The sequence below is a fragment of the Sulfurihydrogenibium azorense Az-Fu1 genome, from assembly GCF_000021545.1.
Taxonomy (GTDB): Bacteria; Aquificota; Aquificia; order Aquificales; family Hydrogenothermaceae; genus Sulfurihydrogenibium; species Sulfurihydrogenibium azorense.
The window spans coordinates 1,020,040-1,033,704 of record NC_012438.1 but is presented as its reverse complement, the minus strand read 5'-3'; the positions used below and the strand labels follow the sequence as shown (position 1 = coordinate 1,033,704).

General features: G+C 31.6%; 16 protein-coding genes. 3 read left to right on the top strand and 13 right to left on the bottom strand.

Annotated elements, in window-relative coordinates:
• Positions 1-31: 31 nt before the first annotated feature.
• Positions 32-1,360 carry a putative bifunctional diguanylate cyclase/phosphodiesterase gene (locus tag SULAZ_RS08720; protein ID WP_012673905.1) on the top strand — a complete coding sequence of 443 codons (1,329 nt, stop codon included), beginning with the start codon at positions 32-34 and terminating at the stop codon, positions 1,358-1,360.
• On the opposite strand, the gene SULAZ_RS05460 is transcribed toward SULAZ_RS08720, so the two are convergent.
• The 10 genes from SULAZ_RS05460 to SULAZ_RS05415 form a co-directional block, all read right to left on the bottom strand.
• Entirely contained in the window at positions 1,357-2,589 is a 1,233-nt protein-coding gene (locus SULAZ_RS05460; protein WP_012674480.1) for a peptidase U32 family protein, read from the bottom strand. The genes SULAZ_RS08720 and SULAZ_RS05460 overlap by 4 nt on opposite strands.
• Positions 2,590-2,661: 72 nt before the next feature.
• The gene (locus tag SULAZ_RS05455) at positions 2,662-4,503 is read right to left on the bottom strand and encodes a copper-translocating P-type ATPase (protein WP_012675103.1); all 1,842 of its coding nucleotides are present in this window, start codon (positions 4,501-4,503) and stop codon (positions 2,662-2,664) included.
• A 68-nt stretch (positions 4,504-4,571) separates the two neighbouring features.
• Entirely contained in the window at positions 4,572-4,919 is a 348-nt protein-coding gene (locus SULAZ_RS05450; RefSeq protein ID WP_012674827.1) for a cation transporter, read from the bottom strand.
• Positions 4,920-4,921: 2 nt separating this feature from the next.
• Positions 4,922-5,458, bottom strand: a complete 537-nt coding sequence (locus SULAZ_RS05445; RefSeq protein ID WP_012673926.1) for a YqhA family protein — start codon at positions 5,456-5,458, stop codon at positions 4,922-4,924.
• Positions 5,459-5,503: 45 nt separating this feature from the next.
• The gene (locus tag SULAZ_RS05440) at positions 5,504-5,812 is read right to left on the bottom strand and encodes a hypothetical protein (RefSeq protein ID WP_012674076.1); all 309 of its coding nucleotides are present in this window, start codon (positions 5,810-5,812) and stop codon (positions 5,504-5,506) included.
• Complete coding sequence (gene fliS, locus SULAZ_RS05435) at positions 5,785-6,153, bottom strand: flagellar export chaperone FliS (RefSeq protein WP_012675003.1); 369 nt, start codon at positions 6,151-6,153, stop codon at positions 5,785-5,787. Before fliS ends, SULAZ_RS05440 begins: the two co-directional genes overlap by 28 nt.
• Positions 6,154-6,163: 10 nt before the next feature.
• Positions 6,164-7,468: a flagellar filament capping protein FliD gene (gene fliD, locus SULAZ_RS05430; RefSeq protein WP_012674252.1), complete on the bottom strand. Its 1,305-nt coding sequence runs from the start codon at positions 7,466-7,468 to the stop codon at positions 6,164-6,166.
• 21 nt (positions 7,469-7,489) lie between these two features.
• Positions 7,490-7,885: a flagellar protein FlaG gene (locus SULAZ_RS05425; RefSeq protein WP_012674411.1), complete on the bottom strand. Its 396-nt coding sequence runs from the start codon at positions 7,883-7,885 to the stop codon at positions 7,490-7,492.
• Between the two features lie 61 nt (positions 7,886-7,946).
• Complete coding sequence (locus SULAZ_RS05420; protein WP_012674449.1) at positions 7,947-8,825, bottom strand: flagellin N-terminal helical domain-containing protein; 879 nt, start codon at positions 8,823-8,825, stop codon at positions 7,947-7,949.
• Positions 8,826-8,884: 59 nt separating this feature from the next.
• Positions 8,885-9,808 carry a sulfurtransferase gene (locus SULAZ_RS05415; protein ID WP_012673666.1) on the bottom strand — a complete coding sequence of 308 codons (924 nt, stop codon included), beginning with the start codon at positions 9,806-9,808 and terminating at the stop codon, positions 8,885-8,887.
• Positions 9,809-9,899: 91 nt separating this feature from the next.
• Between SULAZ_RS05415 and SULAZ_RS05410 the strand changes: the two genes are divergently transcribed.
• Positions 9,900-11,027: a citrate/2-methylcitrate synthase gene (locus SULAZ_RS05410; RefSeq protein ID WP_012674633.1), complete on the top strand. Its 1,128-nt coding sequence runs from the start codon at positions 9,900-9,902 to the stop codon at positions 11,025-11,027.
• Between the two features lie 13 nt (positions 11,028-11,040).
• Positions 11,041-12,141 carry a bifunctional diaminohydroxyphosphoribosylaminopyrimidine deaminase/5-amino-6-(5-phosphoribosylamino)uracil reductase RibD gene (gene ribD, locus SULAZ_RS05405; RefSeq protein WP_012675102.1) on the top strand — a complete coding sequence of 367 codons (1,101 nt, stop codon included), beginning with the start codon at positions 11,041-11,043 and terminating at the stop codon, positions 12,139-12,141.
• On the opposite strand, the gene pdxA is transcribed toward ribD, so the two are convergent.
• Genes pdxA through SULAZ_RS05390 form a run of 3 tightly spaced genes read right to left on the bottom strand, consistent with a single transcriptional unit; the run spans position 12,092 to position 13,664 of the window.
• On the bottom strand, positions 12,092-13,081 hold the full coding sequence (gene pdxA, locus SULAZ_RS05400; RefSeq protein WP_012674765.1) for a 4-hydroxythreonine-4-phosphate dehydrogenase PdxA: 990 nt from the start codon (positions 13,079-13,081) through the stop codon (positions 12,092-12,094). The genes ribD and pdxA overlap by 50 nt on opposite strands.
• Complete coding sequence (locus SULAZ_RS05395) at positions 13,075-13,317, bottom strand: DsrH/TusB family sulfur metabolism protein (protein ID WP_012674908.1); 243 nt, start codon at positions 13,315-13,317, stop codon at positions 13,075-13,077. The genes pdxA and SULAZ_RS05395 overlap by 7 nt, the downstream gene beginning before the upstream one ends.
• Entirely contained in the window at positions 13,311-13,664 is a 354-nt protein-coding gene (locus SULAZ_RS05390; RefSeq protein WP_012673941.1) for a DsrE family protein, read from the bottom strand. The genes SULAZ_RS05395 and SULAZ_RS05390 overlap by 7 nt, the downstream gene beginning before the upstream one ends.
• Position 13,665: the final 1 nt, after the last annotated feature.

Genomic DNA, 13,665 nt, shown 5'->3' with positions numbered 1-13,665 from the left:
TTTAATTTTTATAGGATTTTCAAAAGAAAAATTGAAAGAAGAAGATTTGCAGTATCTGGATGTAATCTTGTCAAACTTTGTTTATAAAATAAACATTTACAACCTTGCCACTTTAGACTTTTTAACAAAAATACCAAATAGAAGAAAACTAATGATGGATTTAGAAAAAGAAATTCTAAGAGCAAAAAGATTTAATAGGCCTTTATCTATTGCACTGATAGATATTGATGATTTTAAAATTATAAATGATTCTTTTGGACATGATGTTGGAGATCTTGCACTTTTACATGTTGTTGATATTCTAAAGGACTCTATAAGGTTAACTGATATAGTCGGAAGATACGGTGGAGAAGAGTTTTTAGTAATAATGCCTGAGACTTCACTTGATGGAACCCTAAAAGCAGCAGAAAAAATAAGAAAAAATATAGAACAATCTTCATTTATAATAAATGATACAAAAATTCCTTTTACTGTCAGTATAGGAATAGCGAGTACGGAATTACATGGTTATGACTCTCAACTTTTACTAAAAGCAGCAGACCTTGGTTTATACAAAGCAAAAAAAGAAGGTAAAAATAGGGTCGAATTTTTAACTAAAGATGAGATAGAAAGTTTAATATCAAGTGAATTTGAATCAAAAAATATATTAGTATCGGCTATAAAAGAAGACAGGATAGTTCCATTTTTCCAACCTATAGTAAAGTCAGACACTTTAGAAATAGTTGGTTACGAAGTTTTAGCAAGAATATACATTCCAGAGGAAGATAAATATTTACCGGCATATAAATTCATTCCAGAAGCAATTAGGTATAGGGTTTTAGAAAAGATTGATAAGATAGTTCAAGAAAAAGCTATTAGATACATATCTGAAAAAAATAAAAAAAATATTTTAATCTTTTTCAACATGTCTAAAACTTTTTTTGAAAAAGTAAGCAATTTAGATGATCTTTTATTACTTTTAAATTCTAATGATGTTAATCCTAACAATATATTCTTAGAAGTGACTGAAGAGGAAGCCTTATCTGATTTAACAACCCTCAAGGAATACATAAGGTATGGAAAAACCCTTGGTTTTAATTTTGCAATAGATGATTTTGGTGCAGGTTACTCCAACTTTATATACTTAAAACATTTTCCTATAGACCTTGTAAAGTTAGACGGTTCACTAATTAGTGATATAGATAAAGATGTAGACGATCAAGTCATAATTGAAAGTATTATAAAAATAGCAAGACACAAAAATATAAAAGTCCTTGCAGAGATGGTAGAAGAAAAAGAGGAGTATGAAACTTTAAAAAGACTCGGTGTTGACTATCTGCAGGGATACTATTTTGGTAAGCCAACACCGTACATAAATTAAACTTTTGCAGCTTCTCTTTTGTGCTCTTCTATAGGGTTTTCAACTTCAACCATAAGGTAAACTTTATCACCTTCCCTAACTCTCTCAACTGTCTTTAACCCTACTACAGTTCCTCTCTCTGCTACTTCGATGTTCTTTCTATCTATCTGCATAGATTCTACCTTTTGTCTAACTACACCTGTATTTTTTCCCACTATATGTATTGTATCTCCTATTTTCATAGGGTTATTTACTATCCTTACCTCTGCAACACTTATTTTTGGATAGTACTTTATTACTTCTCCTACATAAACTTTTTTTTCTTTGGCTACAGATTGGTTTAGACCAAATAATCCTTGTCCAAAGTAAAAGCCACTGTCCCACTGTCTATGGTATGCCCTCTCTAAAAGATCCCATAAATCTTGATAACCTTTTGTATTCCACTCTCCGTTTAAAATTCTATCCCTTGCTTCTCTATATGAATATGTTACAAGGTATGCGTAATCTGGGTTTTTATTTCTTCCTTCTATCTTCCAGCTGTCAGCCCACATAAGTTTATCTACAAAGTTAAGAGTAACAAGGTCTCTTGCAGAGAGTACATAATCAGACCCAAGTATAAAGTCTGTTCCTGTGTTTTTTGAAGTTATCTTTACCTCAAACTCATGTCTACAAACCTGATAACACTCTCCTCTATTTCCAGAAGTTTCAAAAACATCGTGGCTTAAAAAACATCTTCCAGAAACTGCCATACACATAGCACCGTGAACGAATATTTCAATCTCAAGGTTTGTCTTTTCTTTCAGCTCCAGTAAACCTTGAAGTTTTACTTCTCTTGCAGGAACGATTCTTTTTACTCCCAACTCTTCATAAAATTTAGCTGCTTGGGTATTAGATACAGAAGCCATAGTAGACAAGTGGGTAGTAATACCTCTTTTTATAGAGCCTGTTATTACAGCCATATCCCAACCAATAACAGCATCTACACCTATCTCTTTAAGTTGGTCTAAAGTCTCGTTTACCCAAGGAAGGTCATCTTCAAACACGATAGAGTTTAAAACTATGTACTGTTTGACTCCTTTGTCTTGTGTTATCTTTCTTATCTCTTTTACATCGTTTATGTCAAATTCACTTTTTAAAGCTCTTTGATTTAACTTTCCTACACCCATGTATATAGCATCAGCTCCTGCTTTTATAACAGCTGCAAGTCCTTCATAATGTCCTACAGGCGCTAAAATTTCAGGTTTATTCAAAGCAACTTACCTCCACTTTAATTTTTCAAAGAATATACATATAAAAACCTATATCAAAAATGATTTTTATCATTAGATAGAGATGTACCTTAACTTTAAAGCATTTAGAACAACAGTTATAGAACTAAAACTCATTGCAATTCCCGCATACATGGGATTTAAAAGAATACCAAAAAACGGATAAAGTAGCCCACCTGCTATAGGAATACCTATAATGTTGTAGATGTAAGCCCAAAAAAGGTTTTGTTTTATAGTTTTTAAGCCTTTTTGACACAAGTTTATAGCTTTTACTACTCCTCTTAAATCACTTTTTAAAAGTACTATACTTCCTGATTCTTTTGCTAAATCTGAAGCTGTCTCAACTGCAATTCCTATATCACTCTCTACCATAGATGGAGCGTCGTTGATTCCATCTCCTACAAACACAACCGTAAAACCTTTTTCTTTTAAACCTTTTATAAAGTTATACTTATCGATGGGAGTTAAGTCATAGTAAAACTCTTCTATACCTACTTCTTTAGCTACTTTTTCTGCAACCTTTTGATTGTCTCCTGTAAGCATTACAACTTTTATGCCTTTGTTTTTTAACGTTTTTATCACTTCTTTACTCTCTGGTCTTACACTGTCTGATATTGAAAAAACTCCATAAACTTTACTATCTATAACTCCAAAGATAACTGTATTTCCCTTTTCTTTACTTTTTAGGTAAAACTCTTCAAACTCTTTTTCTAAAGGAATATTAAGCTCATCTAAAAATTTTTTATTACACATGATAACCTTAATACCTTTGTAAGTCCCTACAACACCTTTACCAACTATTACCTGTTTGTCTTTAATCTCTACCTCTTGAGATGGAATCTGTAAAATGCTTTGGGCAACAGGATGATTTATACCTTTTTCCAAAGATACAAACACAGAAAGAAAGTCTTTAACTAAATACTCCTCTACTTTCATCTTTCCTTCTGTTAATGTTCCTGTTTTGTCAAAAATCACATAATCTATTTTTTCTGACTTTTCTATAACTTCAGGGTCTTTAAAAAGAAGTCCTTCTTTTGCACCTCTTCCAACAACATTTACAATTGTTATAGGAGTTGCAAGTCCTAAGGCACAGGGACAGGCTATAACCAAAACAGAAATTGCAGCTGTTAAAGAAAAATTCAGTGGATAACCTAAAAAATACCATACATCAAAAACTAAAATTGATATAATTAAAACAACTGGAACAAAGTAAGCAGTTATCTTATCTGCAAGTTTTCCTATCTTAGGCTTTTTAGACTGAGCCTCAAGAAGTAGCTTTATAATTTGGTTTAAAATACTGTCCTTTGCATCTTTTATAGCTTTTATCTTAATCAGTCCGGATTTATTTATACCTCCACTTAAAACTGTATCTCCTTCTTTTTTATACAAGAGTTTTGACTCTCCTGTTAAGATGGATTGGTCAACTTCAGTCTGCCCTTCTATCACAACTCCATCAACAGGTATCTTATCCCCCGGTCTTACTATTACGATATCATCTTTTTTAATAGATACTGCATCTACAACCTCTTCTTTTCCATCTACCAACTTTATTGCTTTATCTGGTTTTAAAGAGATTAGTTTTTTCATAAACTCTGTTGCTGTTTGCCTTGTTTTTAGTTCTAAGTATCTACCAATTAAAACAAATGTAATAACAGCAGAAGACCCTTCAAAGTAAAGATGTCTCATCTCCACTGGAAAAAAGTCCTTGAAAAATAAAACAGCTACAGAGTAAAAGTACGCTGAAAAGGTTCCAATACTGACAAGGAGATTCATATCAGCTATTCTATTTTTTAAAGACTTTAAAGAAGACTTATAAAACTCATAACCAGCGTAAAACTGGATAATAGAAGCTGTTAAAAACTGTAGATAATCTGAGTAATAAAAATGGAAAAACATTGATAGGACTACAACTATAAAAAGAGAAAGGGAAATTAAAACTCTTTTTCTAAGAGATGAAATTTCTTCTAACTTTTTTTTTCAAAACTTTCTAAATCAATTGATGCATCGTAACCTAACTCTTTTATTTTTTCTATTATCTGTTGTTTTGTTATCTTTGATGGGTCGTATAAAAACTCTCCTTTAGAGGTTGCAAAGTTTACAGCTGCATACTTTATTCCACTAACCATTTTTAAAGTGGCTTCTATTCCAGCTGCACATCCAGCACAATGCATTCCAGATATGTTAACTTCAAGCTTTTCTAATTCTCCTGATTCTTGATTTTCCTCTTCTTTCTTTTTATCTTTTGAGAAAAAAAACCAACTTATACCAGAGACTAACGTTAAAGAAGTTAATAAAACAACTATGTCTTTCATCTTTAATGCTCCTCATTTTTGTGAGCTTCGTGGGGTTTAGCTAATAAATATATAGCCAGTGCTATTAAAAATATTCCAATTCCAAGGTATAGCAAGTTTAAAACTTCTTCATAACTGTATTTAACTGCGTGTTTAAAAAATGTAACGATTAAAACCATAACTATCACTTTAGCTAATTTGTCTTTAAGCTGGTCTAAAGAGTGTACAATTAATATTTTAGAAGACCTTGTATCTTTTTCTGCATAGTCAATTTTACTTACGAAAAGTTCATAAAGCCCTATTCCAAAAATAAGTAAAACCGTAGATATTAAATATGCATCTATCGCACTTATTATATGGGTAATTGCATCTTTATGAAACTGTTCATAAATCTCTTGATCTGAAAAAGCGTGAAAAAGTTCTTTGAAAATAAGTAAAATGTCGTAAGTTCCCATTATAACTAATATAAAAGCAGCCAAAATTGAAGCTATAACAGAAAATACAACCATCAACCTTGATTCCCACAAAATTCTTTCAACAATCTGCTCTAACTTATTCAAATATAATCCTCCACAAGAATTTTTTATTATTTTACCATAGAAAGTTTAGACTATTTCAGATAAGAGTTTTTGAGCTTGCTGGATTAATTTTTCTTCTTTTTGTTTATCTTCGAGGATTTTGATGATTTTGTTTGACTTTTCTTGAATTATATTGCTTATCAGCTGCACTTTTTCTAATATAATCTTTGCAGAAGATTCATCTAATAAACCGTTTTGTAGATAACCTTCTATCTCATTTACCAACTTACCTAAATCTTCGAGATAGTAAGATTCTTCTGAGATTTGGGCTTCTAACACTAATCTATCTATCTTATCTAAAAGCTCTTTTAAGATTTGGCTGCTAATTCTTCCCACCCACTTTTAAGAGTATCTAATACCTTAATAACACTTTTTAATCTCTCTGTATCGTTTTTTAAGTTGGCAAGCTGTATTTCTCTTTCACAAAAAGAGTATATATCTTCTAAATTTCTTGCAATATCTCCACCTTTTTCAAAGTCAAGTCCAAGACGAAGTGTAGTAAGTAAATCAAGGGCTTTTGAAATGTTTTCAATTTTTCCTTTAATGTTTCCTTTTTCTATATTCTCTATCGCTCTTTTCAGCTCCAATATTATACGGTCATAACCTTTTGCTATAATACCTGCTACAGGAAGAGAATCCAGCTCTGTTTTTATATAACTTTGGTAGGGATTAACCATCTATCTTCTCCTATTTATTTGTTTGTAAACCAAAGGTTGCTTGTATTCTAGCGCTTATATCGTTGTACTGAGCTTGTAGGGACTGCATGTATATAAACTGGTTTCTAAGTATTTGAATCTCTGTTTGGATTCTTTTACTTATCTGATCTATCATATTCTGGATAGAGTTTATTTGTTTATCGTAAGATTTTAAACTTGAGTCAATAATACCTGAAGGTTGGGTGTAAGTCTTTAAGTAGTCATAAACATTTGTTTTTACTTGGGTTAGGATGTTTTGTAGATCATTTGGATTGTTTTCTATCATATCTCTAAGTTTTGAAGTATCTAAGGATATATTTTCGTTAGTTCTATCATAATTTATAAGTCCGTTGGTTAAAAGTGGTTCTAACTGTCTATACAATCCACTCTTAATTATATTCAAAGAGTATTCACCACTCAATCTTCCATCTTTACCTGTTTCTTTGTTTAAAGTGTTAACAAGGTTATTATAGCCATTTATTATGCTGTTTAAAGTGTCTGTGATTGGCTTTGAGTCTTTGTTTACAGTTATTGTGGTATTACCAGTCTGGTTTACTGTTAGAGATAAGCCCGGAATATTTGTAAAGGTATTCGTTGAGCTATTAATAGTCAATCCTTCATAACTTATCTGTGCATCTTGAGCTGTTTTTATGTGATCTAATCCAAGTGTTGAAATTAGATTACCTGTATCTGAAATCGTTAAAGTGTTTTCTTGTCCAGTCTTTGTTCCGGATATTACTAACTTATACTGAGGGTTTGAAACAGTTCCTACATTAACAACAAAAGCTCTAAAATCACCATTATAGGTGTTTGCTACATTGTTTATCTGGTCAGCCAATGATTGTAGAGAGTAGGTATTATCATAAACTACATTGTAATCCAAACCTTTTATAGTAATCTTTAATGTTCCAGAAGATAATCCTAAAGGTGCGTTTTTATCGGAAACAGCATTACTTGTTGCGTAAACGTCGTTTTGTGCAAGTTGGTTAACAGTTAGAGAGTATACTCCAGTTTGGACTTGGGTTGGGTCGGTAATAGATACTGTAGCTACATTTGGATTAGATAGGTTTACAGATTTAGCGTAAGCAATTGTTGGGTCTGTAATATTGTTAACTGTGTTTTGGATGTTTTTTAGTATGTTTTGTATATCAGATAGAGCAGATTTTTTATCTGATACAGTTTGCTGCTTTTGTTGAAGGAGTAAAATCTGCTGACTTTTTATAGCTTGTATCTGTTGTAAAACAGAATTAATATCAAAGTTATTTACCAATCCTGTTACGGTTAATTCACCTGCCATAATTATCACCACCTATTTTAGTTAAACTTTTTCATTAAATAGACTTCCTAACATTTTATTTATGTTTTTGATTATGTTTATCATATAATCTGGTGGTATTTGTCTGATTACCTTGTTAGTTTCTACTTCTACTATTTTGATAATAGGCTCGTTTATATCTCTATCAATTTCTATTTTTAAAGATTTGTTTAAATAACTTATTTTATTTTGGAGCTCTTCTATTAATTTTTTTAGTTCTTCCGGATTTCTTAACTGCTCTTTCATTAAATTTTCTAAATTTTTATTGTCATCAATTACTACTGCTGTTTTTGTTTGTGAAGCATCATCTTGAAGAGTAGGAGATTTTTCAATTTGCTGCATGTTTATTTGAATATCTTGAGGCTGTATTGGTAATCTTTCTAAAGGATTTATATTCATGGCTACTCACCTGTCTTAGGTTTTTAAAGAAGGGGGATTTTATCCCCCCTATATAATTATATTACCTTAAAAGCTGTAGAACAAGTTGGTTTTTAGCGTTAGCTTGAGCGAGCATTGCAGTACCAGACTGCATTAAGATTTGTAGTTTTGTGAAGTTAGCCATTTCGTTAGCCATATCTACGTTTCTAATTCTGCTTTCTGCTTCTTGTGTATTTACTCTTGATGTTTCATTGTTTGATATTATTTTCTCAAGCTCTATTTGATATGAACCAAACTTAGCAGCCATATCGTCTACAGCTTTGATTAAAGCATCGACTGTTGATACAGTTGCGTTTGCTGCACTTACAGAAGTTACGTCTATACAATATCCAGTAGTATCTATTGTAACCAGAGATGCTTTATTAAATGTACTACCACCAACTCCTGTAACTGCTTCTGATTGAGCTCCTACAGTAGCTGTTGTCATTTCTAAGTATTGATCTTTTCTTCCACCATAATGGATTGTAAATGTTGCAGACTCATCAGACTTAAATAATTTTAACCCGTTAAACTCCGTGTCTTTAAATATTTTGGAGATAGCATCTACTAACTTGTTAATGTCTTGTTGGATTTGGTTTCTAGAAGTATCATCAGATGAGTTTGCTGCTTGAATTGCCTTCTTTTTAATATCGTTTAGTATGTCGTACACTTCTTTTAACGCACCTTGAGCTATCTGTGATATACTTATACCGTCGTTAGCGTTTCTTGTTCCCTGTTCCAAAGATAGTGCATAAGTTCTTAATTGGTCTGCAATAAAGTATCCTGCCGCATCATCTGCTGCTCTGTTGATTCTAAATCCTGTTGAAAGTCTTTCAAGGGATTTGTTTAAAGCAGACTCTGTTCTGTTTAGGTTTACAAGTGTAAAGTCTGATGAGTAGTTGTAGTTGATTCTCATTGCCATGACTATTTACCTCCTAAAAGTTTTTTCAATTCTTATTATCGTAAGTTTTTAAAAATTTTTTAGCGTTCTCTGAATTTTTCTTTTTCTAAAGGTAAAGATTCATCATTACCCCATTCGTACCAACTTCCTGTGTATATTTTTAGATTTTTTGCACCTAGTGCTTTTAAAGGAATAAAAACAAAAGAAGACCTGTTTCCTATGGTGCAGTAAAGTATGATTTTTTTGCTAAAGTCTATGTTCAGCTTCTTTACATCTTCTTGTAGCTTTTCAAAAGGTTTATAGGTTGTTTCTTTATCTGCAAACCATCGCCAGTATACAAACTTTGCACTTGGAATGTGTCCTGACCTTTTTATGTCTGTCATCTCTTGTCTTCCTGTAAACTCTAAAAAAGTTCGTGTATCTATAAGTATTGTGTTGTCATCTAATCCTTTTTGATAGTTTTCTACATGTTTTAAGACTTCTTCTTTTGTAGCTACCACTTCGTATCTTGGTTTTGCTTTAAACGTTGCTTTTTTTCTAGGTTTTTCATCTCCTGACTCTGTAGGTAGACCTTCATTCTTCCAAGCTTTAAATCCTCCATCTAATATTCTTAGATTTTTATCATCAACTCCCATCGAATAAAGTAAAAACCATACATAAGATGCCTTGTTAGGTAGTTCATCGTAGTAAATGATGTAAAAATTATTAGGTGTTAAACCTTTTTCTGAGAAGATTTTTTCTGCAGTTTTTGGACAAAGTGGTAAGTAGTTGCATTTTAGCTTTTCATTGTTTTTTAGGGCAATGTCTTGCAGTAAAAGACTATCAAGGTTGACTGATGAAGGTATATGCTCTTTTTTGAAAGTTTCACTATCTTCTGTGTAAACAAACACAACGTTTTTGTTGTTTAAAAGATTAAAGGCATCTTTTGGTGATATAGTGTAGAGTCTTTCATCTGCCAAAGAAATAGCAAACAGAGATAAAATTAGACTTATTACGTAAAACATTTAAAAAACCTCCTGAGGTTTATTATTGCTAAATTTTAATGTTTTGTTTAAATTTTTTTAATGACAATTATCAAAATTAAAGGTGATAAAAATGCAAGTTTATGAAGGATTGGCTGGTATTCCAGTTGTAAAGTCAAGCATAAGCTACGTAGATGGAGAAAATGGTATTTTAGAATATAGAGGAATACCAATACAAGAGTTAGTAGAAAACTCTAACTTTTTAGAATTGTCATATTTACTTATCTTTGGAAAAATTCCTGATGAAAATGAGTTGTTAAAGTTTGAGTTAGATATTAAAGAAAATCTGAAATACTTTGAAAGAATTTTAGATATAGTGAAGTCATTACCAGAAAATTTACATCCTATGAAAATATTACAAAGTTTAGTTCCTGTATTTGCTTTTGATGACATAGATACAGATATAATGAAAGAAGAAAACAAGTATAGACAGACTGTAAGAATAATGGCGCTAGTTCCTGTTGTTATAGCTTTTTCAAAAAGATTAAAAGAAGGAAAAGAAATAGTTTTTCCAGATAAAAATTTTTATTACACTGAAAATTTTCTTTATATGCTAAACGGTAAATCTGTAGAAAAAATTTACTGGCAAACGTTAGATAAAACTTTAATCTTACATGCAGAGCATACAATAAATGCATCAACATTTACAGCGATGGTAGTCGTTTCAACATTAGCAGACCTTTATGCCTGTGTTTCTTCTGCAATTGGGTCTTTATCTGGAAGATTACACGGTGGAGCAAATGAAGAAGTATATAAAATGTTATCTTCTCTTCCAAACGATGAGAAAATAATAAGAGAGTATATAGAAAATAAGTTAAAAAATAAAGATAAAATTATGGGCTTTGGACATAGAATCTACAAAACCTACGACCCAAGAGCAAAAATAATGAAATATCTTTTAGAAAATCTTCAAAAAGAAAAACCTACGCCGCTTTTAAAAAAAGCTGAAATCTTTGAAAAAATAGCATTAGAATACTTAGAAGAGAAAAAAATTTATACAAACATAGACTTTTATTCTGGGGTTTTATACTCTCAAATGGGAATACCTTCAGACTTTTTTACAACTATATTCGCGATGGCAAGAGTTCCAGGCTGGATAGCCCACTGTATAGAGTATGTTAGAAATAATAAACTCTTTAGACCAACTCAAGTTTACGACGGAGGACATAACATTCATTATAAAGACATAAAATCTTTATGATAAAATTCTGTTTATGGAAAATTTAGAATACTACATGAACATAGCATTAGATTTAGCAAAAGAGAGGAAAGGTTATACACACCCAAACCCTACTGTAGGAGCTGTTATTGTAAAAGATGGAAAGATTATAGGAAAAGGTTTTCATTACAAAGCAGGAATGCCCCACGCTGAAAGAGAGGCTATAAAAGACGCTAAATCCAAAGGCTTTGACCTTAGAGGCTCTACAATATTTGTAAGTTTAGAGCCTTGCTGTCATTACGGCAAAACTCCTCCTTGCACAGAAGCTATATTAGAAGAAGGTATAAGTAAAGTAGTAGTTGCTACATTAGACCCAAATCCGTTAGTTGCAGGGAAAGGTGTTGAAATCCTCAAACAAAAAGGTGTAGAAGTAGTATTAGGAGTGTTAGAAAAACAAGCACAAAAAATAAATGAAGACTTTTTTATATACATAACTCAAAAAAGACCTTTTGTTCACATAAAGGTAGCTCAAACGATAGATGGTAAAATAGCAACTAAAACAGGAAGCTCCAAATGGATAACATCTCAAGAGTCAAGAAAGTACGCACACATACTTAGAAACCAAGCAACAGCTGTCTTAGTCGGGTCAAACACTGCACAATTAGATAATCCATCTTTAACAGTTAGGTATATTCAAACAGAAAGACAACCTATTAGAGTATTGTTAGATAGTAAACTAAAAGTCCCTCTAAATTACAACATTTATAGTAAAGAAGCAGACACAATAGTTATAACCTCAAAGGAAGCTGACCCTTATAAAAAGGAGATACTGTCAAAACAGTCTAATGTAAAACTTTATACATTAGATACTTACAATGGTAAATTTAAAATTAAAGATATTCTTGAGATTTTATATCAAAATCAAATAGTTCACTTACTTGTTGAAGGTGGAAAGGAAGTTATTACATCTTTTATTAAAGAAGATTTTTGGGATAAAATCTCCCTTTTTACAGCTCCAAAAATAGTAGGAGAAGACGGGATATCTTCTTTTGGTAGTCTTGGAGTAAATGATATAAACGAAAGTATAAAGCTTAAAGTTGAGGATTTTAAACGTTTTGGAGACGATTTTTATTTTGAGTGTTATAAGCAAGTTTAACTGCTAATTTAACAGCTTCTATAAAAGAAGAAGGGTCAGCTACATTTTTACCTGCTATATCATAACCTGTTCCATGGTCTGGGGAAGTTCTGATAAATTTTAGTCCAAAAGTGATATTAACAGCTTTTCTAAAACACATTAACTTTAAAGGTATTAAACCTTGGTCGTGATACATCGCTACATAAAAGTCAAACTCTTTATACCTGTTAAATGCAGTATCAGCTGATAAAGGATATGTAATATCTACTCCTTCATTAAGAAGTTGATTTACCGCAGGTATTATTATTCTTTCTTCTTCATCTCCTATGTTTGAGTTATCTGAAGCGTGAGGGTTTAAACCTACTATCGCTATTTTTGGCTTTTCTATGGCAAATTTTTCCTTTAACTCTTTATTTATTAGCTTGACTTTTGAGATTATCTTTTGTGTTGTTATACTTTTTGGAACATCTTTAAGGGGTATATGGGTTGTAATCAGTCCAACCTTTAATTTTTTACACATTAAAACCATAACATACTCTTTTGCTTGTGAAACTTCTGCCAGATAGTCTGTATGTCCTGCATATTTAAAACCAGCTTCCATAATCCATCGTTTTGAGATGGGAAGGGTTACTATTGCATCTGTTTTTTTATTTAAGACATCTTCTACAGCTGATTCTAAAAATATAACAGATGCTTTTCCTGACAAAACTGATGGACTTGCAGGTTGGAAATCTTCATCAAAAATGTTTATAAGATAGTATCCGGGTTTTTTTACTTCTTCAGGACTTTTAATTACTGTAAAGTTAACATTTAAACCTAAATTTTTTGCTGTTTTATCTAAAACCTTTTTTCCACCGTAGATTATGTAAGCATTACTTTTAGGAAGTTTATTTAAAGATTTTACAAGTATTTCAGGGGATATTCCAGAAGGGTCTCCAAGGGATATACCAACTTTTACCATACAACAACTTTGTTTGATTTTTCAATTAGGTTTAAAATATCTTCATAGTCTAAAAGTTTGTTGTCTGGTATTTTAATTCCTCTTGCAATAACATCTTCTTTACAGGCATACCAGTTAGATATAGATGGTTGCCTTAAAACGGCATCTTGTATAAGTATTAGAACGTCGTTATCAGAGATTAAATCTGCGATAGGAAACTCAGCAGGTTTTTTTATAAGGTAAACTGTATCTACCATGTAATTACAACCTCAGCTTCGTTTATTATTTGGCATATTTCGTTTTTAGACAGTATTTCAATCTCTACACCAAAATCCTTTAATTTTGTAATTCCTCTATCCCCCAAACACTCTTTGTTTACAATAATTCTTGCGTTTAGCATACCCAGAGCTTCTATGGATTTATCAAAAGAAGGAACACCTATTAGGTTAGGATTCCAGTTTGTAAGGGCAAAGACACCATCTCTCATAAAAACAACACTTACTTGATGGTCTAATGCCATTCCAACGGCTTGTCTTAAAGCTTCAAACGTTTTCCACCCAAAAGGGTTAGACTTTATAATAGATACAACTTTTTTCTTTGCCATA

Coding starts and splice junctions, on each gene's coding strand:
- SULAZ_RS05455 (WP_012675103.1), bottom strand. CDS start 4,503: ATGTTTTTCCATTTTTATTACTCAGATTATCTACAGTTTTTAACAGCT.
- SULAZ_RS05450 (WP_012674827.1), bottom strand. CDS start 4,919: ATGAAAGACATAGTTGTTTTATTAACTTCTTTAACGTTAGTCTCTGGT.
- fliS (WP_012675003.1), bottom strand. CDS start 6,153: ATGGTTAATCCCTACCAAAGTTATATAAAAACAGAGCTGGATTCTCTT.
- fliD (WP_012674252.1), bottom strand. CDS start 7,468: ATGGCAGGTGAATTAACCGTAACAGGATTGGTAAATAACTTTGATATT.
- SULAZ_RS05425 (WP_012674411.1), bottom strand. CDS start 7,885: ATGAATATAAATCCTTTAGAAAGATTACCAATACAGCCTCAAGATATT.
- SULAZ_RS05420 (WP_012674449.1), bottom strand. CDS start 8,825: ATGGCAATGAGAATCAACTACAACTACTCATCAGACTTTACACTTGTA.
- SULAZ_RS05415 (WP_012673666.1), bottom strand. CDS start 9,808: ATGTTTTACGTAATAAGTCTAATTTTATCTCTGTTTGCTATTTCTTTG.
- SULAZ_RS05410 (WP_012674633.1), top strand. CDS start 9,900: ATGCAAGTTTATGAAGGATTGGCTGGTATTCCAGTTGTAAAGTCAAGC.
- ribD (WP_012675102.1), top strand. CDS start 11,041: ATGGAAAATTTAGAATACTACATGAACATAGCATTAGATTTAGCAAAA.
- pdxA (WP_012674765.1), bottom strand. CDS start 13,081: ATGGTAAAAGTTGGTATATCCCTTGGAGACCCTTCTGGAATATCCCCT.
- SULAZ_RS05395 (WP_012674908.1), bottom strand. CDS start 13,317: ATGGTAGATACAGTTTACCTTATAAAAAAACCTGCTGAGTTTCCTATC.
- SULAZ_RS05390 (WP_012673941.1), bottom strand. CDS start 13,664: ATGGCAAAGAAAAAAGTTGTATCTATTATAAAGTCTAACCCTTTTGGG.